Source organism: Burkholderia sp. Ax-1719 (assembly GCF_011753055.1).
Taxonomy (GTDB): Bacteria; Pseudomonadota; Gammaproteobacteria; order Burkholderiales; family Burkholderiaceae; genus Paraburkholderia.
Genome location: NZ_VWWJ01000004.1, coordinates 377,968 through 401,635, shown reverse-complemented (window position 1 = coordinate 401,635; position 23,668 = coordinate 377,968). Strand labels below are relative to the sequence as shown.

Below are 23,668 nucleotides of genomic sequence, written 5' to 3'. Positions count from 1 at the left end.
ACCCTGCATCGCAGCTATAAAAAGGAGACATTCGTGGCAACCGTTCACGACAACCCGGCCGCCGCGCCCGCCAACTGCCCGCCACTGGAGCAGGCGGTGGTTCGCTTCATTCAGGAACTCAAGTACGAAGACCTCGACGCCCAGGCGCTTGCGGGCATGAACCGCCTGATGCGCGACCAGATCGCCTTGCAGATCGGTATTTCGAAGATGCCGTGGTCCGCACAATTGCTGAAATATGCCAGGGCGCAACAGCGACCGGGCAAGAGCCGCGTGAGCGCTTCGGCGCTGACGATGAGCGCGGCCGACGCCGCATTCGTCAACGGCTCTTACGGCCACGGCTTCGAATACGACGACGCCCATGGTCCCAGCTACAGCCATCCCGGCAGTTGCGTGATCCCGGCGGCGCTGGCCATTGGCGAGGAACTGGGCTCGCCGCTCGAAGACGTCATCACGGCGATGGTCGCGGGATACGAGGTCTACGCGCGCCTTGGCGTGCTGGCCCAGCCGGATCTCCTGCAGCGCGGATTCCACCCGCACGGCACGCTTTCGAACTTCGGCGCGGCCGCTGTAGCCGCCAAGCTGTACGGCTTTGACGCCGAGACCACGCTGCACGCGCTGTCGATCGCACTGAGCCACGTCTCGGGCACCACCGAGTACACCTCGACGGGCGGCTCGATCAAGCGCATCCACGCCGGCATCGGCACGCGCAACGGCATGGTGGCGGCGGACATGGCACGTGCAGGCATCACCGGGCCGCGCGCCTTCCTGAGCGGCAACAAGGGCTTTTTCCGCACTTACCTGCAACGCGCGGCGGGCGATGCGCCCGAGCGACGTTTCGCGCTGAATCGCCCGTTTGAAATTGGCACGGTCTGGCTCAAGGCGTATTGCGCCTGCTACTGCACGCATGCCTATATCGACGCGCTGCGCCCGTTCGCCTCGCAGCGCGACGAAATCACCGATGTGCATCTGAAGATCACGCCGCACTTCAACGTGGTGGTCGGCACGGCCAACGCTAATGCCTACGAGCCGCACAATATCGAGCACGTGCAGTTCAGCCTGCCGATCCAGGCCGCGTTCGCGTTGCTCGGCATGGGCAACGGCTATCGCGTCCACCGCGATTATCTGGCTGGCAACGTGGATATGGCGCCCGTGATCGCGATGGCGCGCGGCATCCGCATCAGCGAAGAACCGGTGCTGGAGAAGCAGTATCCGGGCAGGTTTGTCGCCGATGTAACGGTCACCTTCAAGGATGGCCGCACGCAACATGTGTTCGTGGAGGAACCGGTCAACACCGACCGCAATCCCATGCCCGAACACGACCAGGACGCCAAGTTCATGGAGTTGACCGCCGATGTACTAGGCGCGCCGCGCGCAGAAAGCCTGCTGACCACCTTGCGCGCACTCGATCCCGCCATGCCCACGGCGGAACTCACCAATATGTGGTCGATGTAATGTTGAAGCTGAAACGGCGCGGGATCGCTCCCGCGCCGTTTTTTTAGCCAATTTTTCCTAGGCGCATCACATGCCCGAGTAGTTGGGACCGCCCCCACCTTCCGGCGTCACCCAGACAATATTCTGCGAAGGGTCCTTGATATCGCAGGTCTTGCAGTGCACGCAGTTCTGCGCGTTGATCTGCAGCCGCTCGCCGCCGTTCGCCTCGTCTTCCACGAACTCGTACACGCCAGCCGGGCAATAACGTGCTTCCGGGCCGCCATACTTCGCCAGATTGAGACTCGTCGGCACGCTGGCATTCTTGAGCGTCAGATGCGCGGGCTGATTCTCCTCATGATTCGTATTGCTGATGAATACGCTGGAGAGACGATCGAAAGTCAGCTTGCCGTCCGGCTTGGGATAGGCGATGCGTTCGCACTCGCTGGCGGGTTTCAGGTAGGCGTGGTCCGCCTTGTGGCGGCGCAGCGTCCACGGCATACGCCCACGCAGCACCAGTTGCTCGAAACCGTTCATGACGGTACCCACTGTCAGGCCGTATCGGAACCAGTTCTTGAAGTTGCGGTCCTTTTTCAGTTCGGTATGCAGCCAGCTTGACTCGAAGGCTTCCGTGTAGGCCGTGAGTTCGTCATGCCCGCGTCCTGCCGTGACGGCGGCATACGCCGCCTCGGCCGCCAGCATGCCGGTCTTGATCGCGGCGTGGCTGCCCTTGATGCGGCTCACGTTGAGAAAGCCCGCGTCGCAGCCTACCAGCGCGCCGCCCGGAAACACGAAGCGGGGCAACGCGCTCATGCCGCTGGCGTTAATGGCGCGCGCGCCGTACGAGAGACGCCGCGCGGTCACTTCGCCCTTGTCGTTCTCGAAGAAGCGGCGGATCGTGGGATGCGTCTTCCAGCGCTGAAATTCCTCGAACGGACTGAGCCACGGATTGCTGTAGCCGAGGCCCGTGACGAAACCCACGGCGATCCTGTTGCCGTCCAGGTGATAAAGGAATGCCCCGCCATAGGTTTTGCTGTCCATCGGCCAGCCGGCGGTGTGCATCACGAAACCCGGCTGATGACGCGCGGGATCGATTTCCCACAACTCCTTGATGCCGATTCCGAAGCTCTGCGGATCGCGCCCTTCGTCGAGCTTGTAGCGTGCAATCAACTCCTTGCCCAGATGCCCGCGCGCGCCCTCGGCGAAGATGGTGTAGCGGGCGTGCAGTTCCATGCCCAGCTGAAAGTGATCGGTCGGCTCGCCGTCCTTGCCGATGCCCATATTGCCCGTGGCCACGCCTTTGACGGAGCCATCGTCGTGATAGAGCACTTCCGCCGCGGCAAAGCCCGGAAAAATCTCGACGCCCAGCGCTTCCGCCTGTTCCGCCAGCCATTTTGTCAGCGCGCCCAGGCTGATGATGTAGTTGCCCTCGTTGTGCGCGAACGGCGGCAGCATCAGGTTCGGCACGCGCCACGATGTTTTTTCGCCGAGAAACACATAGGCGTCTTCGGTGACCGGTTGATTCAGCGGCGCACCGCGCGCTTTCCAGTCCGGAAAAAGCTCATTCAGCGCGCGCGGATCCATGATGGCGCCGGACAGAATATGCGCGCCGGGCTCGGAGCCCTTTTCGAGCGCGACGACCGACACGTCCTTGCCTTGCTCCGCCGCCAGCTGTTTGATGCGAATGGCCGTGGCCAGCCCACCGGGGCCGCCGCCCACTACCGCCACGTCGTACTCCATAGCTTCGCGCGGGCCGTACTGGGCCAGAAGGTCTTTGCTGTTCATCTGTTCTTTTGCGTAAGTGGGGCTGCCCGGTTAAACAATGCTGCGCTGCCGCAGATCGGCAATGGTCTGCGCATCGATGCCGATGCCGGCGAGGATTTCGTCTGTGTGTTCGCCGGTCAGCGGCGGGCGCGTATGAATCTCGGGCGGCGTGCGCGACAGCGAAACCGGCGTGGCGAAGATCGGCACCTTCTTTGGCGCGCCGGGGTAATCCATCCACTGGATCAGGTTGGCCGCCTTGATCGTTTCGTCTTCCAGCGCCTGGCGCGGCGAATTGACCGGCGCGGCGGGAATGCGCGCCTTTTCCAGTTGCGCGAGCGCTTCGGCGAGCGACAGGTCCCGGCACCACGCCGACATCACCTCGCTCAGATACTCGCCGTGTTCGCCGCGCAGTTTGTCGTCGGCGAAACGCGGATCGTCGAGCAGTTCGGGCCGCTCCATCAGCCTCGTCCAGCGTTTGAACATGGGCGCGCCGATCACCTGGGTGATGAACCAGCCGTCCTTCGCCTTGAAAATATCCGATGGCGCATAGCTGGAGGCGCGGTTGAGCGTGGCCGCGCGGTCGAGGCCCAGTAGCGCTTCCTCGATCAGCGCGCCGCTCGCCATATTGAGCCCGGTGCACAGCAGCGACGCGCTCACCTCCTGGCCCTTGCCGCTGCGCTGCCGTTCGTAGAGCGCGAGCATCGTGCCGAGCGCGCAGGAAAACGCCGTGGCGAAATCCACCACCGGCACCATCGCCTTTTGCGGCTGCTGCGGCGTGCCCGCGATATGCACCGCACCGCTGAGCGCCTGGCCCACGCCATCGAAACCCAGCCGGTCGCGCACCGCCTCGCTGTTGCCGAACGCGTTCGCAGCCACGAGGATGATGTCCGGCTTGATGGCGCACAGGCTCTCGTAATCCAGCCCCAGACTTTTGAGCGTGCGCGGCGGCATGTTGGCGATCACCACGTCGGCGTCGGCCAGCAGGCGTCGCACGATGTCGCGCCCTTCCGGGCTATCGAGGTCCAGCGTCATCGAGCGCTTGTTGCGATTGACCTGCAGGAATAGCGCGCCCTCGCCCTGTTCCGTGACCGGCACGATAAAGCGGTCCTCGCCGCCGCCCACGCGGTCGATGCGGATCACCTCGGCGCCATAGTCCGCCAGCAGCGCCGAGCAGAACGGCCCGGCGATAAAGCGACCAAAATCGAGGACCTTGATGCCATCAAGCACTTTCATTGTTTGTCTCGCATAAGTGTCGATCCGACCGCGCAATCATTGCCTCGCGGTCACTGCCCGATCACGTTGAATTCCGCTTGCAGTTCATGAGCCATCGCCAGCAGGCGCGGCCCCAGTTCGCGCTCCACGCGCGCACGCGTCATGAGGTGACTCGCGCCGATGCAGGTCAGCACGAAGGGCGCGTTGCCTTCGAGCGGCACCGAGGCGGCCAGCACGCCCAGCTCCGGCTCCCATTCGCCGATGGCCGTGCAATACCCCTTCTCGCCAACCTGCGCCATGCCCTCCAGCACGCGTCGGCGCAGCCGGGTCCAGTCGCGCGGAATGCGCCGCTCGACGTTGTCGAGCAGATAGCTGCGCTCAAGTTCGGGCAGCGCCGCGAGTAGCGACCAGCCCATCGGCGACAGCGCGATGCCCACCCGCATGCCCACATGCAGCGGCAGCATGACGGGCGATTCGAGACTGCGCCGGCATTCGAGCACGACGAGATCGAGCCGGTCGCGCATCGCCAGGCAAACGTGCAGCCGGTGCTCGCGCGCGAAGGCCGCCATGCGCTCGCCGGCCAGGCCCTGGATCGCCGAGTGGGCGATCGCCGCGTAGCCCAGACCCAGCACGGCTGGCGAAAGCCGGTACTTGCGGCGCGAGCCGTCGTACAGCAGATAGCCGAGGCAGACCAGCGAGTGCGCGATCCGCGACACCGTCGAAGGCGGCAAACCCGTGCGCTGTGCGAGCTGGCCGTTGCCCAGCCAGCGCTCCTGGGGCGTGAACGCGGCGATCATCGACAGCGCGCGCACCAGCGGCGCGACGACTTTCGCCCCTGGCCCGGCACGCAACGCAACGGTTGGCCGTGGCGCTGGTGCATCGGGCTGCGCGGTCTGCGGCTGAGCAGTCTGGGCAAGCGCCCGGCTGGCGTTCATGGCGTGGGATGCATCAGGCCGAAGGCGCAGCGTTTGCCGCCACCGCGCGCACTTCATCGAGCGCAGCCGGGTTGTCGAGCGATGACAGATCGCCCGGTGGCAGTCCGCAATACACGCTGCGGATCACGCGGCGCATGATCTTGGAGCTGCGCGTCTTCGGCAACTGCTCGACCACGTGCACGCGGCCGGGCCGGAACGGGCGGCCCAGACGTTTATCGACGTGACCGGACACAGCGGCTTCGAGATCCGCGTGTGCGCTTGCCGCACCGGGCTTTGGCACCACGAAGACCACCAGCTTCTGCCCCTTCTCCGCGTCGGCCACGCCGATGGCGGCGGCTTCGGCGACATCGGCCAGTTCCAGCACCACTTCCTCGACTTCGGCGGGACCCAGACGCTTGCCCGCGACCTTAAGCGTGTCGTCGGAGCGGCCCATCATGAAGTAGTTGCCCTCGGGCGTGCGCAGCGCCAGGTCGCCATGCACCCAGATGCCGGGAATGGTCTGCCAGTAGGTTTCCAGATAGCGTTCGTCGTCGCGCCAGAACGAATGCGTCATGCCGACGAACGGCGCGCGGATCGCCAGTTCGCCCACTTCGCCGCTCACGCTGTTGCCTGCGGGATCGACCACGTCCGCCGCCACTCCAGGCGAGACGGTATTGAAGCCGCTGGGCGGGATCGGGCGGATCGGCACGCTCGCCAGCAGCGCGCCCGAGGCTTCGGTGCCGCCCGTGTAGTTGATGACGGGCGCGCTGCCGTCGCCGAAGCGCTCCAGGAACCAGTTGAAGTGCTCCGGCGCGATGCCTTCGCCCGCCGTGATGAGCAGGCGCACCGTCGAACGGTCGCCCTGAAGCGCCACGGCCTCGTGGCTCGCCATGCCGCGAATGAGCGTGGGCGCGGAGCCGAAATGCGTGACCTTGTGGCGCTCGACGATACGCGACATGCGCGACCAGTCGGGATAGTCGGGCGCGCCGTCGTAGCACACCAGCGTTGCGCCGCGCAGCAGCGCGCAGCCCAGCACCAGCGTGCCCGCGATCCAGCCCATGTCGGCGGGCCAGCAAAAGACGTCGCCGGGATGCACGTCGAAATGGATCAGTGAATCGTGCGCGATCTTGATCGGGAAGCTGCCGTGCGTATGCACCACGCCCTTGGGCTTGCCCGTGGTGCCCGAGGTGTAGATCACCATGAACGGCGTATCGGGCGTTACCGAAACCGCAGGCGTGCCTTGACCGCGCGCAGCGGCAGCGATGTCCTGCCAGTCCAGATCGCGCGCGTCCTGGGCGGTTTCGCCTTCGGCGCGCTTCCAGATCACGTGTTCGACGAGCGGCAGTTGTCGCCAGGCGTCGCGCAGTGCGCCTTCGACATTGACGCGTTTGGTGCGGCGCGAAAAGCCTGTCGACGCGATCACCATGCGCGCCTCGGCGGCAGAGAGCCGCGCCACGATCGCATCGACGCCAAAGCCGCTGAACAGCGGCACGACCAGCGCGCCCAGATGCACGATGGCCAGCAGCGAAATGGTCGCCTCGATGCCGTTTTCCATCAACAGGCCGATCCGGTCGCCCTGCTTGAGGCCACGCTGGGCAAGACCCGCCGCGAAGTCGCGCACGCGCGTTTCCAGCTCGGCATAGGTCAGCGCGCTGACGCTGCCGTCCTCGCGCTCGGCCACCACGGCGTTCTGCTGCGCCGTCGCCGGGTGATGCGCCCAGGCGTAGATCGTGTTCACCCAGTTGAGCTTGCCGCCGGGAAACCAGCTGGGAAACTGCGGGCCGCGCGACAGATCCACGTAACCTTGGGGCGCTTCGTCCCAGGCGATGGCGCATTCGCGCATCACGGTGTTCCAGTAGCGTTCGGGGTCGTCGATCGACACGCGCAGCAGCGCTTCGTATGTAGGCGTGTCCAGCGCCTGCATCAGCTTCACGATGCCGGCGTTCTGCAATTCGCGCTCGCCCGGCTGCCAGGTATGGCTCGATTCGGTATGGCTCGATTCGGTATGGCTCGATTCGGGGTGATTCATGATCTGTCTCTGCTCTTGATCGATCTGGTTTTTGCTCATCAGGCGCGCTCGACGATCATGGCGATGCCCTGACCGCCGCCGATGCACATCGTCTCCAGCCCGTAGCGAGCCTTGCGGCGCTGCATTTCGTGCAGCAGCGTGGTCATGATGCGCACGCCCGTGGCGCCGACCGGATGGCCCAGCGAAATGCCCGAGCCGTTGACGTTCAGGCGATCTTCCAGCGCCTCCATCGAACTCCCCCAACCCGACACGCACGCCAGCGCCTGGCAGGCGAAGGCCTCGTTCAGTTCGATCAGGTCCATCTGGTCGAACGTCAAACCCGTGCGCGCCAGCACTTTCTGCACCGCAGGCACCGGGCCGATGCCCATGCGCGCCGGATCGCAGCCCGCCGCGGCCCAACCGACCAGCCAGCCCATCGGCGTGAGGCCCAGTTCTTCGAGCTTGTCTTCCGCCACGATCAGGCAGGCGGCGGCCGCGTCGTTCTGCTGGCAGGCGTTGCCCGCCGTCACCACGCCTTCCTTCATCACCGGCTTGAGCTTCGCCAGGCTCTCGACCGTGGTTTCGCCGCGCACGCCTTCGTCCTTGCTCACCAGAATCGCGTCGCCCTTGCGCTGCGGCACCGACACGCCAACGATCTCGGCATCCAGCTTGCCCGCCGCCTGCGCCGCTGCGGCGCGTTGATGGCTGCGTACCGCGAAACGGTCGGACGCCTCGCGCGAGATGCCATATTCGCGCGCCAGCGTCTCGGCGGTTTCGATCATGCCGCTGATACGGCCAAAGCGCTCCTCGGGCTGCGAACGCTCGCGGCCCCGGTCCAGACGGTCATGAAACTTCACCGATCCCGCGCGCTTGCCCCAGCGCATATCGGTCGTGTAGTACTCGACGTTGCTCATGCTTTCCACGCCGCCGGCCATCACCACATCGGCCGCGCCGGTCTGCACCATCATCGCCGCGGTGGCGAGCGCCTGCACGCCGCCGCCGCAACGGCGGTCGAGCTGCATGCCTGCCACCTCGATCGGAAAGCCCGCCTGCAGCGCGACCCAGCGGCCCGTGCACGGTGTTTCGCCGCTCGCATAGCTCTGGGCGAACACCACGTCGTCGATGCGCGCCGCGTCGATGCCCGTGCGCTCCACGATCGCGCGCGCCACGGTTGCGCCCAGCGCTTCGACGGGAACGCCCTTCAATGCTCCGCCGAATGCGCCCACCGGCGTGCGCAGCGGCGAGACGATGGCTGCTCGTTTCATTTTCATTGCCTCCTGAATAGCTCGAATACTTTCGTCGATGTTGCCGCTCTTGCGGCCAATGCGCGATCAGCCGTAGCGCCCACCCGTCACATGCAGCACTTCGCCGCTGATAAAGCCCGCGCGCTCGCTGGCGAGGAAGGCGACGGCATCGGCGATATCGTCGGGACGGCCCACGCGCTTGATCGGCTGCGCCGCCACGGCGCGCTCCTTGATGGTTTCGTAGGTCGGCAGCGCCTGGACCATTTCCGTTTCCATGAAGCCGGGCGCTACGCAGTTCGCGGTGATGCCGTAGCGGCCTTCCTCCAGCGACAGCGCCTTTGCCATGCCGATCAAACCCGCCTTCGCCGCCGAATAATTGGCTTGCGTGGGATTGCCCAGATGCGCGCGCGAGCTGATGTTGATGAGGCGGCCCCAGCCCTGATCGATGAAATGCGGCATGACGGCTTTGGCAGCCAGAAATGCGCCCTTGAGCATCACGTTCATGACGAAATCCCAGTCGTCCTCGCTCATCTTGACGAGGTACTTGTCGCGCGGCGCGCCCGCGTTGTTGACGAGGATATGCACGCCGCCAAAGTGCGCGACGGTTTCATCGACGAGGCGCTGGACGTCCGCGGCTTTGGTGATGTCGCCCACGATGCAGTGCGCGGCAAGGCCTTCTTCTTGCAGCGCTTTGGCGGTCGCATTCGCGAGTTCCGCATTGATATCGGTGATGACGACCTTTGCGCCCTCCTGTGCGAGACGGCGCGCAGTCGCCGCGCCCAGTCCGCGCGCCGAACCTGTCACGATAGCAACCTTGCCGGTCAGACCCAGATCCATTTTTGACTCCTTAGTATTTCCTGGTATTTGATTGTCAGGCCAGATCGACCCGTGCATTGTTCAGGACGACCACGCCGCGCTCCACCGCCGTCACGCGCAGCGACACTGTGCTGCCGCGCAGCCACATCTCGCAGCGCAAGGTGTCGCCCGGCCAGGCGGGCGCGGTAAAGCGCACGCGCATGCCCGCGAAGCGCGCATCGTCGTAATTCAGCACCGTGCGCAGCACAGCATGCGCGGCCACGCCCATGAGCGCCATGCCGTGCAGGATCGGCCGCTCGAAGCCCGCAGCGGTGGCAACAGCCGGATCCGCGTGCAAAGGATTGAGGTCGCCGCTTAGCCGGTAGATCAAGGCGAGTTGCGCAGGCGTGGCCAGATCCCATAGGTGGTCCGGTTCGCCTTCGGGCATGGCGTGCGCTGCGGGCGGCGCGCCGTCCGTGCCGCCTTCGCCGAAACCGCCGTCGCCGCGCAGCAGGCTCAATTGCACGACGCTTGCCAGCAACTCGCCTGTTGCAGCATCCGTGATGTCGCGTGTTTGCTGCAGGAACGCGCCCTTGCCCGCGCCTTTGTCCCACAGGCCGGTGATACGGGTTGCGCCCTTCACTCGCCCGCTGGCGGGCAGCGGTGCATGAATGCGGATTTCCTGCTCGGCGTGCAGGAGCTTTTGCCAGGTGATGCCGGTGTCCGGCTCGCGGGCCCAGAAGCCGGGATAGGCCAGCACGTTCGCCATGGTCGGCATGGCGCGCAGCGACTGGCCGTCTTTTCCTTCGTAGACATAGCGCAATTGCCCCGCGTCGAGCGGGTCCGCGCCCAAACCGAGTCCAAGTGCATAAAGCTGGGTTTCGCGCTGGGAAAACGCGTGTTCGATAACAGGAAAGCGGCGTGCCAGCAGTTGAGCGGGATTGAGTGACATGGCGTGCATGACGGCTGTGATAACCAGACCACACGATGAAACCGGCGCCATTCCCGGTCAACGGCTTTGCACGGTCTGTTCCGTACCTTGGCATCGGCTGCCGGTTGATTCCTGGCGCGGGTTTCGCTGCGGCGATCCGCCAGCGCCATGGGACGCGAGTCAACCCGCATGCCGCGTGATTCAGAGAAATTCCATTTTCCGGAACAGCCTGCGCAAACCCGTTGCCTCGCGCGGGTGGCTGACGCAGCATGGGCCATCCTCACCCAATGAATGACACGCCGACATGATTCGCGACCAGGAAACGCTCAACGGATTGCTCGACACCATCGCCCGCTTCGTGCGCGAGCGGCTGATTCCCAACGAGGAGCGCGTCGCCGAAACCGACGACATCCCCGAGGACATCGTCACCGATATGAAAAACATGGGCCTGTTCGGCCTGACGATTCCCGAGCGCTTCGGCGGCCTCGAACTGACCATGGAAGAAGAAGTGCTGGCCGTGTTCGAACTATGCCGCGCGTCGCCCGTGTTCCGCTCGCTGCTGGGCACGACGGTGGGCATAGGCTCACAGGGCATTCTGTTCGACGGCACGCCCGAGCAGCAGGAAAAGTATCTGCCGCGCCTCGCCACGGGCGAACTGATCGCCTCGTTCGCGCTGACCGAACCCGAATCGGGCTCCGATGCGGCGTCGCTGCGCACCACCGCCATCAAGGACGGCGACCACTATGTGGTGAACGGCACCAAGCGCTTCATCACCAATGCGCCGCATGCCGGCATCTTCACGCTGATGGCGCGCACCAATCCCGACGACAAGGGTTCGGGCGGCATTTCGGCCTTTATCGTCGATGCGAAAACGCCCGGCATCAGCTTTGGCAAGCTCGACCGGAAGATGGGCCAGAAAGGCGCGCATACCTGCGATGTGATCTTCGACAATGTGCGCGTGCCCGCAGCGAATCTGATCGGCGGCAAGGAAGGCCAGGGCTTCAAGACCGCGATGAAGGTGCTGGACAAGGGCCGCATCCATATCGCCGCGGTCTGCGTGGCGGTGGCCGAACGCATGCTGGCCATGGCGCTGTCGTATGCGATGGAGCGCAAGCAGTTCGGCGCGCCTATCGCCGATTTCCAGCTCGTTCAGGCCATGCTGGCCGACAGCAAGGCCGAAATCTACGCAGCCCGCAGCATGGTGCTGGACGCCGCGCGCCGCCGCGACGCCAAGCTGCCCGTAAGCACCGAAGCGTCCTGCGCCAAGCTGTTCGCATCGGAAATGTGCGGCCGCGTGGCCGACCGCGCGGTGCAGATCTTCGGCGGCGCGGGTTATATGTCCGAATACGGCATCGAACGCTTTTACCGCGATGTGCGCCTGTTCCGCATCTACGAGGGCACGACGCAGATCCAGCAGATCGTGATTGCCCGCAACATGATTCGCGAGGCGCAATAACGCGCATACGCACAAAGCCGGCGGCAGGCGGGTTCCAGCACATTGCCGCCGGCATCCAGGCACGATTGCGTTAACCCCAATCGACATTGGTCTGGGCATTTATTCTAATGATCGTTAGTTTGGTGATCGTAATTCGTCGGGTTTCACGCAGTGTTGCATAGAGACACGCCATGTATTGTTCCGATTCCACCCACGTCGATGCCGCGCTGTTGACGGCCCCGCGCCTCGATCGCGCGACACGCGGTGCGAAGCCAGGTCCCATCGTCATGCCCTTCGCCCGCGCCCTCGCCTTGCTGTGCGCCTTCACGCCCAACGATCGCTGGCTGTCCAACGGCGAACTCTCCGAACGCGCGGGCATTCCCCCTTCCACGGTCACGCGCCTGACCCGTACGCTGGTCGCGCTGGGCTATCTGCACTATGACGGCACCAGGCGGCGTTTTCGTCTCGGGCCATCTGCTTTGGCGCTAGGTTACCGCGCCGCCGCCGAGATTGAAATTCACGAGGCCGCGCATCAACGCATGCGCCGCTTCGCCGAGCAGCACCACGTGCATGTACATCTTTGCGCCCGCAATCGGCTGGACGTGGTCGTGATCGATAGCTGCTGCACCAGCGCTATCCCGGCTTCGTTGCAACCAGGGATCGGCACGCGGCTGGGGCTGGCTTCGTCGGCGGCAGGCTGGGCGCTGCTCGCCAGCCTGCCCGATATCGAGCGAGACTATCTGCTCAGAAGCGCGGAACAACTGCCCGCCTGCGACTGGAGCCAGAAGTGGGGGCATCTGGGCCGCCGCCCCAGCGAGGCCATCGGGCAAGTGCGCGAAGGCGGCTTTTGCGTGGCGCTCGGGCAATCGGGCCAGCCCATGACCATGGTGGCCGCGCCGGTGCGCTTGCCTGGTGAAGCGCCCCTGGCCGTCAGCTGCATGGGGCCGTCGATGCTGGTGGGACGTGCCCGCAGCGAGCGCGAACTGGGCCCGGCGCTGGTGCGCATGGCGCAGGACATCCAGCATGCGAGGACCTTGTGATGAACACTGCCATTCATCAGGAATCCGATACTTCTACGCTAATGACAGTCGAACGCGGGCTCGAAGTACTGCGCGCGTTCCGCTCCAATCGCGCCCCGCTGACCAACGCAGAACTCGTGCGGCGCACAGGCTTATCCAAAGCCACGGTTTCGCGCCTGACATCCACGCTGATCCAGGTCGGCTTTCTGCGCCTCGTGCCCGGCAAGCGCGAGTTCGAATTGTCGGTCGGCGCGCTCGGCATCGGCCATGCCTATCTTGCCACCAACGACCTGCTGCAATCCGCGCAGCCCCTTCTGCAGGATCTGGCGGATCGGCTGGACGTTTCGGTGGCCCTCGCGGCTCAGGATGGCATCGACATGCTTTACGTCGATTATCGCGTGAGCCGCAAGGTCGCAACGCTGCGTCTGGGCATCGGTTCCGTGCTGCCGATGAGCACCACGTCGATTGGCCGCGCGTATCTCTGGGGGCTGCCTGAAGACGAGCGGCAATTGCTGATCGATGAATTCAAGCGCCGCGCCGGGCCGCAGGGCGCCGCGCTGGAACAGGCCATTCGCGCCTCGTTCAGTGAGCTGCAAGCAACTGGCACCTGCGCAGTGCTGGGCGGCTTCCAGCGCAGCACGTTTGGCGTCTCGCTGCCGGTACGCCTGGGCCGCGAAGGCAAACTGATGAGCATGAGTTGCGGCAAGGCGGATGTCGATTTCGATCTGGAGGCCGAACGCGATCGCATCGCGCCCGCGCTCAAGCAAACCGCCGCACAACTGCAAGCGTATCTGGCGGATTGTACGAGCGGCCTGTAATCCTCTGCGATTCGCGCAGCTTCACGCGAATCGCGCCAGATCGTCCACGCCCGCACGCGTGGTACGGAACTGGTTGACGGGGTGCTCCACCTCCGCGTAGCCGAATGCGATGCCGCAAATCATGTGCTGCGTATCCGGAATGTCGAAATACTCGCGCACGAAATGCGCGTGACGCGCCAGTGCGCCCTGCGGCGTGGTCGCGACGCCATGCGCAAAGGCAGCCAGCAGGAACGAGGAAACAAAACCGCCCGCATCGACGAGCGCATACGGTCCCAACTCCGCCGGCACCGTGACGATCGCCACGTGCGGCGCGTCGAACATGCGGAAGTTGCGGAACGCCTGCTCAGCTGTGCTCTCTGTGTCCTTGCGTCCAATGCCCAGTGCCGAATACAGCGCGATCCCGGCACCACGCCGACGCTCCCCGTACACGCCTTCATAGCGCGGAGGAAACGGCAGATCCGATTCGTTTTCCGGGTGGCTGCGCACACGCGTCATCAGCGCCTCGCGAAACCGCTCCGTGCTGTCGAGGGTTTCCGTGATGACCAGTTGCCACGGCTGCACGTTGCACCAGGAGGCCGAGCGACCCGCCATGGCGACGATGCTGCGGATCAGCTCTGCATCGAGTGCGGTGTTCTGATACGCGCGGCAGGTCGATCGGCCATTCGTCAAGCGGTCGAATGCCGCGAGATCGGGAGTATCGAGGTTCATTTAAAAGGAATCCTTATCGATTAGAAGTGCACGATACATTCGGATAGTTGTACCTCGTGCGCCGACTTAATACCCGTCAGATTTTACCTAACAAACGATAGTTAGTTTCGATGACCAACGAAACAAAGTCATTCGGGGTTTACGCGAGCGGCGGGCACAGGCCCGGATCCAGGCTGGCGCTCAGGACGCGGCCAGTTCCTTCTTGCGGGTGCGCCGCGGCCTGGTTGCGGGCGCGGCGCCTTCGAAGTACATCGTCATGAATTGATCGGCGATCTTTTCCAGCGATCCTTTCTTCGGGTCGAACCACGTCTGCACCGAATTGATAAAACCCAGCACGAAGACACGGCTCAGCGCAATATCGATATCCTCGCGCAAAAAGCCTTCGCTACGCAGATCGTCGAAAACCTTGGTCCACAGGCGCTGGTGCCGCTCGCGCCGTTTGATCTGACGCTCGCGCACGGTGTCCGGCAACTGGGTCAGCAGGCGATTGTGCGCCAGCGCGTAGTCGCCGAACTTGAGCAAGGCGCTCATCTGGCCGACCAGCGCCGCCTTGAAGCGATCCAACGCATTCGCTTCGGCAGGCAAGGCGGTGAAATGGTCATTGATGTGCTGGACGATGCTGTCCGCGCCATGTTCCATCACCACGTCGACCAGTTCTTCTTTCGACGAAAAATGATAGTAGATGCTCGCGGCCTCGATACCCGCCTGTTCCGCGATGACGCGCATCGTCGTGGCCGTATATCCCTGTGTCGCAAACAGCCGCGCGGCAAGCCGCAACAGCGTTTCTCGGGTATCTGCACTGGGATTTACATTTCGCTTTCGCACGTCTCTTTATCAGCTTTGCGCTGTCCTGTTCTTCGCCGACGCCCGGATGCGCGCTTCACGTCGCGCTGCACATCGGAAACCTGACTGCAAGGTTACCGTATTTTTTTGGCCCGGAACAGACGCGCTATCACGGTACGGAACATGCGCGCAGCCGTTAGATCGGCGGCGCTTCAGGCGTGGTCGAAAAGTGATGTTGACGGATTTTCCATTCTCCATGCTGGAGCGCCACGATCAGGGTCGTGCGCAGGCGCGAATGCGATAACGCCCCGTCGCCCAGCGTGAACGAAAATTCGCCATAACCCTGGGCGAGGAAGCTGTCCTGAGCAAGCCAGATGAACTGCTGCTCGACCAGCTTGAGCGTGGCCGATGCGATCACGCCTTCATACGACGCAAAATATTCGTGAATCTCGCTCGCGCCCACCGAGTGTCCTGGCCGGCCGCCGAAGAACAGTGCGTCCCGGGCATACACGCCCGTCAATTCGCCGGCGTCCCAGCGCGCGGCAGCTTCATTCCAGTTGGCCTGAATGGCGGCCAGCGCCGTGGCGGCGTCACCAGTGGTCGGGATCATGGGATTTTTTCCTTGTCAGTCAGACTTCGCCGCCTCACGCTCAAGCCGCTCGCGATGCTCGGGATGAGCAATGGCGATCATGCGCGGAATACGTTGAGCGAGCGACAGGCCCCGCAAATCCGCTGCGCCAGATTCCGTCACGATCACGCAGGCATCGCTGCGCGGCACCGTGACCGGGCCGCTCACGCGCACGACGATGCGACTGTGCGCACCCGCCGTGGACGGCAACGCGACGATGGGCACACCGCCCGCACTGCGCTGCGCCGCGCGCAGGAAGTCGCCTACGCCGCCGACCGCGCCGACGTAGTTGCCCGCCGCCACTTCGGCGTTCACCTGTCCGGTCAAGTCGACCTCCACCGCGGAATTGATCGCCACGAAGCGCTCGATCCGGTTGAGCACCGCGGGGTTGTGGGTGTAATTCGTGCCGCGCAGTTCGAGCGCGGCATTGCGGTGGGCAAATCGACGTATGCGCGTCGAGCCAATGATGACGCCGCCCACGGTAATCCCCGCGTCGATGCTCTTCCTCGCGTTCGTGACTACGCCAGCTTCGCACAAAGCGGCGAACCCGTCGCCAATGCTGCCGGTATGCACGCCAAGATCGCGACGGTCGTGCAGTTGCGCCAGCACCTCATCCGGAATCGCGCCGATCCCCGTTTGCAAGGTCGCGCCGTCTTCCACGAATCCGGCGACGTGGCGCCCTATCGCCCGTTCGATCTCGCCAGGCTGCGAGGCGGGCGAGTCGGCGAACGTCGTATCGGACACGACGAGCAGGTCGATATCCGCTGCCTGCAGCGTCGGGCCGCCATAGGTCCACGGCACGTCGGGATGCACTTCCGCGATGATCACGCGCGCGTGCTTGACGGCGTCCACCAGATACTCACGCGCCAGCCCAAGACTGTAGCGCCCCTGTTCGTCGGGCGGCGAAACCTGCAACATAACCACGTCGACGCGCAACGCACCACTACTGATCAGCGATGGCAGTTGCGAATAGTGGGCGGGCAGGATATCGAGCACGCCGGCGCGGGCTAGCTTGCGGTTCGCGCCGCTGCCGCAGTAGGCGAGAAAGTCGAATGCGTCCGCATGTTCCGGCGCGAGAACATCCGCGAGACCAATGCCGAGAAAAATGCGGATGCGCTTCAGTTTCTCGCGCTGCGCAACCAGCGCGCGCATCAGCGTCACGGGCTCCGCATGCGATTGCCCCCACATCACGGTATCGCCCGGACGAATCAGGCGGGCGAGATCGATCGAATCGACGGCTTGCGCGGACGGGAAATCAACGTGGTTCATGCGCGATGGAATGAGATTTCAAAAAATTGAACCGGAAATTACACAGGAATCCGTTTTATCTAACCAATTCGTTTCGGTGAACATTGCATCATCGGCGTATGTGAGCGTCAACGCGCCATTTGCTGTCGTTCCGTACTTCGATTGCAGCGTGCTCTATTGCGCGCCATCGCCTACGGCGTATCGCTCTCCACAGTACGGAACGTCGCCCTCTGCGGCCTTCCCCGCGCTGATGCGCTGTCATACAGTCAACGCGGCTAATTGAAAAAGGAGACGTAAGGTGAAAGTATTCGTCGCGGTCAAGCGCGTCGTCGACGCGAATGTGAAGGTGAGCGTGAAATCGGATGGTACGGGCGTAGATATCGCGAACGTGAAATTCTCGATGAATCCATTCGATGAAATCGCCGTTGAAGAAGCCGTGCGATTGAAGGAAGCGGGCGTGGCAAGCGAAGTGGTCGCTATTTCGGTGGGAAGCACGCAGTCTCAAGAGACGCTGCGCACCGCGCTCGCCATTGGCGCCGATCGCGCGATTCTCGTCGAATCGATCGCCGAAGTGGAGCCTCTAGCGGTTGCCAAAGCGCTCAAGGCGCTGGTCGACAAGGAACAGCCTTCGCTGATCATTCTGGGAAAACAGGCCATCGACGACGATTCGAACCAGACCGGCCAGATGCTCGCCGCGCTGGCCAACCTGCCGCAAGCGACTTTCGCCTCGAAGATTACGGTTGCAGACGGCAAGGCTACGGTTGCGCGCGAAGTCGATGGCGGTGCGGAAACGCTCTCGCTGACGCTGCCCGCCGTGGTGACGACGGATCTGCGTTTGAACGAGCCGCGCTACGTCACGCTGCCGAACATCATGAAGGCGAAAAAGAAGCCACTGGAAACGATCAAACCTTCGGATCTGGGCGTGGATGTCACTCCGCGGTTGAAAACGCTGAAGGTTGCCGAACCGCCGAAGCGCTCGGCAGGCGTGAAAGTCGCGGACGTGAAAACGCTGGTCGAGAAGTTGAAGACCGAAGCCAAGGTGCTGTAAAGGAGCGAGAAGAAAATGACGAATCTGGTGAATCTGGTAATCGCAGAACACGACAATCAGTCGATCAAGGCCGCAACGTTGAACACGGTTGCCGCAGCACAAAAGATTGGCGGCGACGTTCATGTGCTGGTCGCGGGTCACAACGCTCAAGCGGCTGCCGATGCAGCAGCGAAGATCGCAAGCGTTTCGAAAGTGCTGCTGGCCGATGCGCCTCAACTCGAAGCCGGACTGGCGGAAAACATCGAAGCAACGGTTTTGAATATCGCGCGCGATTACTCGCACATCCTCGCGCCTTCGACGGCGGCCGGCAAGAACGTCACGCCACGTATCGCCGCGAAGCTCGACGTCGCGCAGATCAGCGACATCACCGCCGTGCACAGCGCCGATACTTTCGAGCGCCCGATTTACGCGGGCAATGCGATTGCGACCGTGCAGTCGCTTGATCCGATCAAGGTCATCACCGTGCGTACCACGGCGTTCGATCCGGTCGCTGACGTTGGCGGCAGTGCAGCAGTCGAAAAGATCGGAGCGGCGGCCGACAATGGCAAAGCAGCATTCATCAGCCGCGAAGTCACGAAGCTCGACCGTCCGGAACTGACCAGCGCGAAGATCATCGTCTCGGGCGGCCGGGGTCTGGGCAGTGGCGAGAACTACACGCAAGTGCTGGAGCCGCTCGCCGACAAGCTCAACGCAGCGCTGGGCGCATCGCGCGCCGCCGTCGACGCGGGCTATGTGCCTAACGATTATCAGGTCGGTCAAACCGGCAAGATCGTCGCGCCGCAGTTATATATCGCCGTGGGCATCTCAGGCGCCATTCAGCATCTGGCCGGGATGAAGGACTCGAAGGTTATCGTCGCCATCAACAAGGACGAGGAAGCGCCGATTTTCAGCGTGGCCGATTACGGCCTGGTCGGCGATCTGTTCACCGCGGTCCCGGATCTGACGCAGGCGCTTTAGAGCAATCGAGCCGCGCCTGAACAACTGGCGCGGCTCTCAATTTACATCTGAATCAACCCATCAAGTCAGTCAGGCTGCGCGCATCGTCAAGCGATTCGGCGAAGGCGGGAAGACGCGCCACGCGCCATCCTCGTGCAGAAAGAAGCAAATGGCGATGTCTCCGCATGGCCCCCGCGCTTCCACCCGAACACAGCGGCCAGACGCGACGTTATGCAACGGGCGCACCCTCACCGGCACCGCATAACGTGGCATAAGCCAACGCTCCACCACCTCACGCAACGACATCCGAACCGATTCCATCTCCGTCTCCATTGACTCCACCAGCCTCGCAGCGCTATGGGTTGCGACCTGTGTTCATCGTGCGATTTCGAGGCCATGAGTGTCAACGCAGCCTTTACGGCCGTTCCGTACTTTAAACGCGGGAACGGCCGACGTAGTTAGAACGTTGCTAGAACTTGTGAATCACCCCCACTCCGCCGCCAATCGTCGTACCGTTCACGCCTTGCAGCGCGCCGTCCACATCGAGACCGAGCGTGGATCGGCCCCGGTTGTTGGTCATCCCCACTTGGGCGTAAAGCGACGTGCGACGCGACAGCGAATACTGCGTGCCCAGCGCAACCAGCAAGCCATGCGTGCTGGAGTCATGCGGATCTCGCAGATACCAGACGCCCGAATTGATGTTGAGCGCCGGCGTCACGTAGTAGCTGAAGCCCAGGTTCCAGACATCGTGGTTGCCGCCGCCCACGAGATCGCCGAGTGTCGTCATCGGCGCCTTGTAGTTGGTGAACGAGCCTTTGATCGTGAAGGACGAGATCGTGTAGGCCGCGCCAAAGGTCTTCGCGATCAGCGGTATTTCGAATAGCGTGCTATTTAGCGCTTCGTCGCGTCCCGCGCTCGCATCGTAGACCGCAGCATTGAGCATCAGGCCCGCGCTTTCGAACTTCAGGCTGCCGGAATACTGACGCCCGGCCTTGAAGTCGCCTGCCACGCCACCCAGCGCATACATGAGACTGGCCGTGAATCCCGCAACTTTCGGCGATATATAGGTGATGGCATTAGAAACGAAGGTGCCAGTGAACGTATTGTTGGCGTACACGGAAATATTGCTGCCGAACTGCCCCATACTGCGCGGATCGGAATCATAGAGCGCGAGAATGTACGGCGAAAACTGCAAGCCAGCCTTCAGTTCGCCATATGGACTGGCGAGAGAGAGCCACGCCTGCCGACCGAATAATCCGCCATTGGTATTGTCGAAACCGCCGTTTGCCAGACTGATGCCGCTTTCCAGCTTGAACTTCGCCTTGAATCCGCCGCCCAGATCCTCCTGCCCGCTCAAGCCAAATACCGATGGCTCCAGTCCGCTGCTGACCATCGCAAACTGCTTGCCGCCGTTTTGCCCATTGACCGGACTGTAGGACTTGTTCGTGTAGATCAGGCCCGCGTCCAGTACGCCGTAAAGCGTGACGCTGGACTGCGCCCATACACTAACCGGCAACGATGAAATCGCCGCAATGATGGCCGTCCGCGCGAATGCGGACCTGAGTGCGCCGTACGAACTCATGGTTGTCTCCTTCATATAGATATCGTTTTTTCTTTTCGTTGACGTCATGGCGCGAGGGGAAACCCTTGCTCCGCTGGCAGTTCCATGACGGTTTCTCCAAACCCGTGATACGGGAGCACAGCCGTTTCAGTGCGGTGACGACCCTCCTCATGAATCGATCAGAAAGGCCTTGATTAGCGGCCTTTTAATACGCGTTAATTGAATAGGATTTCTTATTAATTAATTGATCGTTTGACCTGTTGGTCATTCGAAAGACGCTGGTGCGCCCCGTTTGCGTCGATTAGAGCAACCGGTCAGGCGAGGGTCAACGAGGCGACTCGAAACGTTCCGTACTTCGGGGAACCGTTATCTGTGCGCAAGAGGAAGGGAGAAAAATCGGCCGCTCAGGCAGGGGCGGCCGTATCGCATCACACGCTGTTCGTGCAATGTCCGGGCAGATTGAGCGCCGCTTCGTCTGCGGCCAGCGCCAGCGGAATCGACGCTTTCAAGTGCTCGACAAAGGTGCGGATCTTCGCGTCCAGAAACTGCCGCGAAGCGTACATTGCGTAGACGGTCAATTCCTGTAGACGGTATTCCGGCAGCACCCGCAGCAGCGAGCCGTTGCGCAGCGGCGGCACCGCCGTCGACATAGGCAGCGCGCCAATGCCTACGCCGGCGCGCAACGCACCGGCCAGGGCTTCGGCGACGTTGACCTGAAAGGTTGGCGGCGGCAGATCGAAAGTCTCGACGCCACGCGGGCCATCGAGCCGCCATTTATCGCGCGGAAACACCGGTGTAAACAGTTGCAGACACTCATGCCCGGCGAGTTCCGCGACACTGCAAGGCGTGCCGCGCTGGTTCAGATAGGCAGGCGCTGCGCACAGCACGCTATGCAGTGCCCCCAGCGCGTGTGAAATCAGTCCTGAATCGGGTAAATCCCGGTCGCTCAATTGAACCGTGACGTCGTATCCTTCGTCGAGAATATCGGGCACGTGCTGGGACAACGTCAGTTCCACCGATACCGCTCGGTGGCGCCGTTGATACTCCACCACAGCGGGCACGACATAGGTCTGACCGAAACCCGTTGTGGCATGCACGCGCAGTCTGCCGGAAGGCAAGGCCTGTGCATTGGCGGCTTCGGCTTCGGCCTGATCGATGTAAGCAAGAATCTGCTCGCACCGCCGCAGATAGCGTTCGCCCGCTTCGGTCAGCGCAACGCGCCGGGTATTGCGATTGAGCAGACGCGCCTGGAGTTGCGCTTCCAGACTGGCAACGGCGCGCGACACGGCAGCGGTCGTGGTATCGAAGTGCTGGGCGGCAAGCGTAAAACTGCCCTCCTCAGCAACGCGCGCAAATACGCGCATGCAATGCAACCTATCCATCTGAACACTCTGCCCTTAAATCGTGCCTTTAAATCAGCTTTAATTCACCCGTGACCGCCAGTTAGCGGATCTGTCGTTGCATCAGAGCGACGACGCCACCTATCAGCGCAAGCCCCACGATCATCTCGAAGCCGTCCAGTACGCTCAGAAAACTGGCCTGGTGCGCCACCATGGTCGCCAACTGGCCGAGCGAGAGACCACGCGCCTCGCCTGCCCCCAGTCCTTGCGCCTCGAACGCATGCGTCATCGTATCAAGTGAGTTCTGGAACACGGGGTTATACGGACTGGCGAATTCTACAAGGCGCGTTTGATGCACGGCCGTACGATGCTGCTCAAGGATTATGACAGTCGCCGTCGACAGCGAATAAGCCAGTTGCTTGACGATATTCTTGAAGCGGTAGCCGTGGGTGAATTCATCGTTCGAGAAAATCTGGAATGCCGCGCCGGCGGTCGGCAACGCGATAAACATCAGCAGGCAGCCGCGCAGCACGAGCGGCGGCAACAGCCAGCCGGTGCTGACGTCGGGTGGCAGATTGAGCACCCACAGGCCCACACAGGCCGCCATCGCGAAGCCCGGCACGATCAGCCATTTGCGCCGGATCCGTTGCGAATACCGGAAGTAGGCAAACGCCACCGGAATGGCCGCAAGCGAGGTGAAGCCAACGATACGACCTGCGTTCTCCACGGGATAGCCAAGGCCGCTTTGCAGCAGCCGCGAAACCAGATAGCCCATCGCGTTGCTGATGAAGTAGTAGAACGCGTAAAGCACGATGCCAAGCCGGTAGGGCCCTTCGCGTAGCGCATTCAGACGCACGAGCGGATGAGGATCGTGCCACTGATGCCAGGCGAACCAGCCGATGGCCGCCAGCCCAGTCACCGTCAGCAGCGGCAACATCGGCGTGGTGCTGAACAATTCGAAACGCACCTGTTGCGCGACGATCTGCAGCCCGCCCAATGCCACTGCAAACAGCAGATACGGCCACAAATGCGTCGCGCTACGCTGCTCGGCGCGACGGCGTCTGCCAATGTGCGGCACCACCAGAAACGCAAACGCCGCAAGCACGACACCGCCCACGGTCGAGCACGTGAACAGCGCTCGCCAGTCGAAGTAGCCAACCAGATAGCCGCCCGCCAGCGGCGCAAGCGCGCTGGCGAGCAGGATCAGGGTCAGGAACAGACGCGTGGCCGGAGCGCGCTGCTGCGGCGTGAAGCCGGTTTGCAGCAAGATGCGGCAGGTGCCCAGCATCGGGCCGATGAAATAGCCCTGAAATCCGCGCGCCATGGCGAGTTCCAGCGACGATTCGCTCAGCGACGCCGCCAGCGAGCCCAGCGCGAACATCAACAGACAGCCGCTCAGGTAACGCCGGAAGCCAAGACGCTCGATCAGCCATTGCTGCTGCACGATGCCAAGCACAGACGTGGTCGCATAGGCGGTCGACGACCAGACCAGTTCGTCGGGTGAGGCGTTGATGCCGCCTGCGATATAGCTCGTGAAAAACGAGAAAATCGTGTTGTCGAAATAATCGATCGCCACGGCCAACGCGATCGCCCACGGCAGCAGATCGCTGCGCCAGTGCCTGAGCGTGATCCCGCGCACGCGGGCAAGCGTGAATTTCATGATGCAGGGACTGCGGGCAAAGACGAGGAAGCGCGTTGGCGGGCGAGCGGATCGGCGTGGAGGGAGAACACTGCGACTGCGGAATACATCGGAATGACAATCTGACTGGAGAACAGCCCGACATTAAAAGCACGGCCACGACGGAGCAAGGGTTTACGCGCATGTGTTCCGTACTTTGAAATCGCGTG

At 63.0% G+C, this 23,668-nt stretch carries 20 protein-coding genes; 6 read left to right on the top strand and 14 right to left on the bottom strand.

Features of this window, described 5'->3' with window-relative positions:
- Nucleotides 1-33: 33 nt before the first annotated feature.
- Nucleotides 34-1,452 carry an MmgE/PrpD family protein gene (locus F3J17_RS11315; protein ID WP_167057559.1) on the top strand — a complete coding sequence of 473 codons (1,419 nt, stop codon included), beginning with the start codon at nt 34-36 and terminating at the stop codon, nt 1,450-1,452.
- Nucleotides 1,453-1,518: 66 nt separating this feature from the next.
- Here F3J17_RS11315 and F3J17_RS11310 read toward each other — a convergent pair whose 3' ends face one another.
- The 7 genes from F3J17_RS11310 to F3J17_RS11280 form a co-directional block, all read right to left on the bottom strand.
- Nucleotides 1,519-3,213, bottom strand: coding sequence for an electron transfer flavoprotein-ubiquinone oxidoreductase (locus F3J17_RS11310; protein ID WP_167057557.1), 1,695 nt, complete (start codon nt 3,211-3,213; stop codon nt 1,519-1,521).
- A gap of 30 nt (nt 3,214-3,243) precedes the next feature.
- Nucleotides 3,244-4,425, bottom strand: coding sequence for a CoA transferase (locus F3J17_RS11305; protein ID WP_167057554.1), 1,182 nt, complete (start codon nt 4,423-4,425; stop codon nt 3,244-3,246).
- Between the two features lie 50 nt (nt 4,426-4,475).
- Nucleotides 4,476-5,339 carry an IclR family transcriptional regulator gene (locus F3J17_RS11300; protein WP_167057551.1) on the bottom strand — a complete coding sequence of 288 codons (864 nt, stop codon included), beginning with the start codon at nt 5,337-5,339 and terminating at the stop codon, nt 4,476-4,478.
- 13 nt (nt 5,340-5,352) lie between these two features.
- A complete protein-coding gene (locus F3J17_RS11295) occupies nt 5,353-7,347 on the bottom strand; it encodes an AMP-binding protein (RefSeq protein WP_167057548.1) in 1,995 nt (664 codons plus the stop codon).
- A gap of 38 nt (nt 7,348-7,385) precedes the next feature.
- Nucleotides 7,386-8,591, bottom strand: a complete 1,206-nt coding sequence (locus F3J17_RS11290) for an acetyl-CoA C-acetyltransferase (RefSeq protein ID WP_167057545.1) — start codon at nt 8,589-8,591, stop codon at nt 7,386-7,388.
- Between the two features lie 66 nt (nt 8,592-8,657).
- Nucleotides 8,658-9,407, bottom strand: coding sequence for a 3-oxoacyl-ACP reductase FabG (fabG, locus tag F3J17_RS11285; RefSeq protein WP_167057542.1), 750 nt, complete (start codon nt 9,405-9,407; stop codon nt 8,658-8,660).
- 34 nt (nt 9,408-9,441) lie between these two features.
- Nucleotides 9,442-10,317: a MaoC family dehydratase gene (locus F3J17_RS11280; RefSeq protein WP_167057539.1), complete on the bottom strand. Its 876-nt coding sequence runs from the start codon at nt 10,315-10,317 to the stop codon at nt 9,442-9,444.
- Between the two features lie 283 nt (nt 10,318-10,600).
- Between F3J17_RS11280 and F3J17_RS11275 the strand changes: the two genes are divergently transcribed.
- The 3 genes from F3J17_RS11275 (at nt 10,601) to F3J17_RS11265 (ending at nt 13,568) form a co-directional block, all read left to right on the top strand.
- Nucleotides 10,601-11,752 carry an acyl-CoA dehydrogenase family protein gene (locus F3J17_RS11275; RefSeq protein WP_167057536.1) on the top strand — a complete coding sequence of 384 codons (1,152 nt, stop codon included), beginning with the start codon at nt 10,601-10,603 and terminating at the stop codon, nt 11,750-11,752.
- A 170-nt stretch (nt 11,753-11,922) separates the two neighbouring features.
- On the top strand, nt 11,923-12,771 hold the full coding sequence (locus tag F3J17_RS11270) for an IclR family transcriptional regulator (protein ID WP_167057533.1): 849 nt from the start codon (nt 11,923-11,925) through the stop codon (nt 12,769-12,771).
- Nucleotides 12,771-13,568, top strand: a complete 798-nt coding sequence (locus F3J17_RS11265) for an IclR family transcriptional regulator (protein ID WP_167057530.1) — start codon at nt 12,771-12,773, stop codon at nt 13,566-13,568. Before F3J17_RS11270 ends, F3J17_RS11265 begins: the two co-directional genes overlap by 1 nt.
- Nucleotides 13,569-13,589: 21 nt before the next feature.
- On the opposite strand, the gene F3J17_RS11260 is transcribed toward F3J17_RS11265, so the two are convergent.
- The 4 genes from F3J17_RS11260 to F3J17_RS11245 form a co-directional block, all read right to left on the bottom strand.
- Nucleotides 13,590-14,276: a nitroreductase family protein gene (locus F3J17_RS11260; RefSeq protein ID WP_167057527.1), complete on the bottom strand. Its 687-nt coding sequence runs from the start codon at nt 14,274-14,276 to the stop codon at nt 13,590-13,592.
- Between the two features lie 180 nt (nt 14,277-14,456).
- Complete coding sequence (locus F3J17_RS11255; protein ID WP_205194749.1) at nt 14,457-15,056, bottom strand: TetR/AcrR family transcriptional regulator; 600 nt, start codon at nt 15,054-15,056, stop codon at nt 14,457-14,459.
- Between the two features lie 199 nt (nt 15,057-15,255).
- A complete protein-coding gene (locus tag F3J17_RS11250) occupies nt 15,256-15,669 on the bottom strand; it encodes a nuclear transport factor 2 family protein (protein WP_167057521.1) in 414 nt (137 codons plus the stop codon).
- 15 nt (nt 15,670-15,684) lie between these two features.
- Nucleotides 15,685-16,956: an acetyl-CoA hydrolase/transferase family protein gene (locus tag F3J17_RS11245; RefSeq protein WP_167057518.1), complete on the bottom strand. Its 1,272-nt coding sequence runs from the start codon at nt 16,954-16,956 to the stop codon at nt 15,685-15,687.
- A gap of 277 nt (nt 16,957-17,233) precedes the next feature.
- On the opposite strand from F3J17_RS11245, the gene F3J17_RS11240 reads away from it, so the two are divergent.
- Nucleotides 17,234-17,983: an electron transfer flavoprotein subunit beta/FixA family protein gene (locus tag F3J17_RS11240; RefSeq protein ID WP_167057515.1), complete on the top strand. Its 750-nt coding sequence runs from the start codon at nt 17,234-17,236 to the stop codon at nt 17,981-17,983.
- Nucleotides 17,984-18,007: 24 nt separating this feature from the next.
- Complete coding sequence (locus F3J17_RS11235) at nt 18,008-18,940, top strand: FAD-binding protein (protein ID WP_167057835.1); 933 nt, start codon at nt 18,008-18,010, stop codon at nt 18,938-18,940.
- 448 nt (nt 18,941-19,388) lie between these two features.
- Here the strand turns inward: F3J17_RS11235 and F3J17_RS11230 are convergent, their stop codons facing one another.
- From F3J17_RS11230 to F3J17_RS11220, 3 genes are all read right to left on the bottom strand, one after another.
- Entirely contained in the window at nt 19,389-20,501 is a 1,113-nt protein-coding gene (locus F3J17_RS11230; protein ID WP_167057512.1) for a porin, read from the bottom strand.
- 407 nt (nt 20,502-20,908) lie between these two features.
- Nucleotides 20,909-21,862, bottom strand: a complete 954-nt coding sequence (locus F3J17_RS11225; protein ID WP_167057509.1) for a LysR family transcriptional regulator — start codon at nt 21,860-21,862, stop codon at nt 20,909-20,911.
- Between the two features lie 61 nt (nt 21,863-21,923).
- Complete coding sequence (locus tag F3J17_RS11220; RefSeq protein ID WP_167057506.1) at nt 21,924-23,480, bottom strand: MFS transporter; 1,557 nt, start codon at nt 23,478-23,480, stop codon at nt 21,924-21,926.
- Between the last annotated feature and the right edge of the window lie 188 nt (nt 23,481-23,668).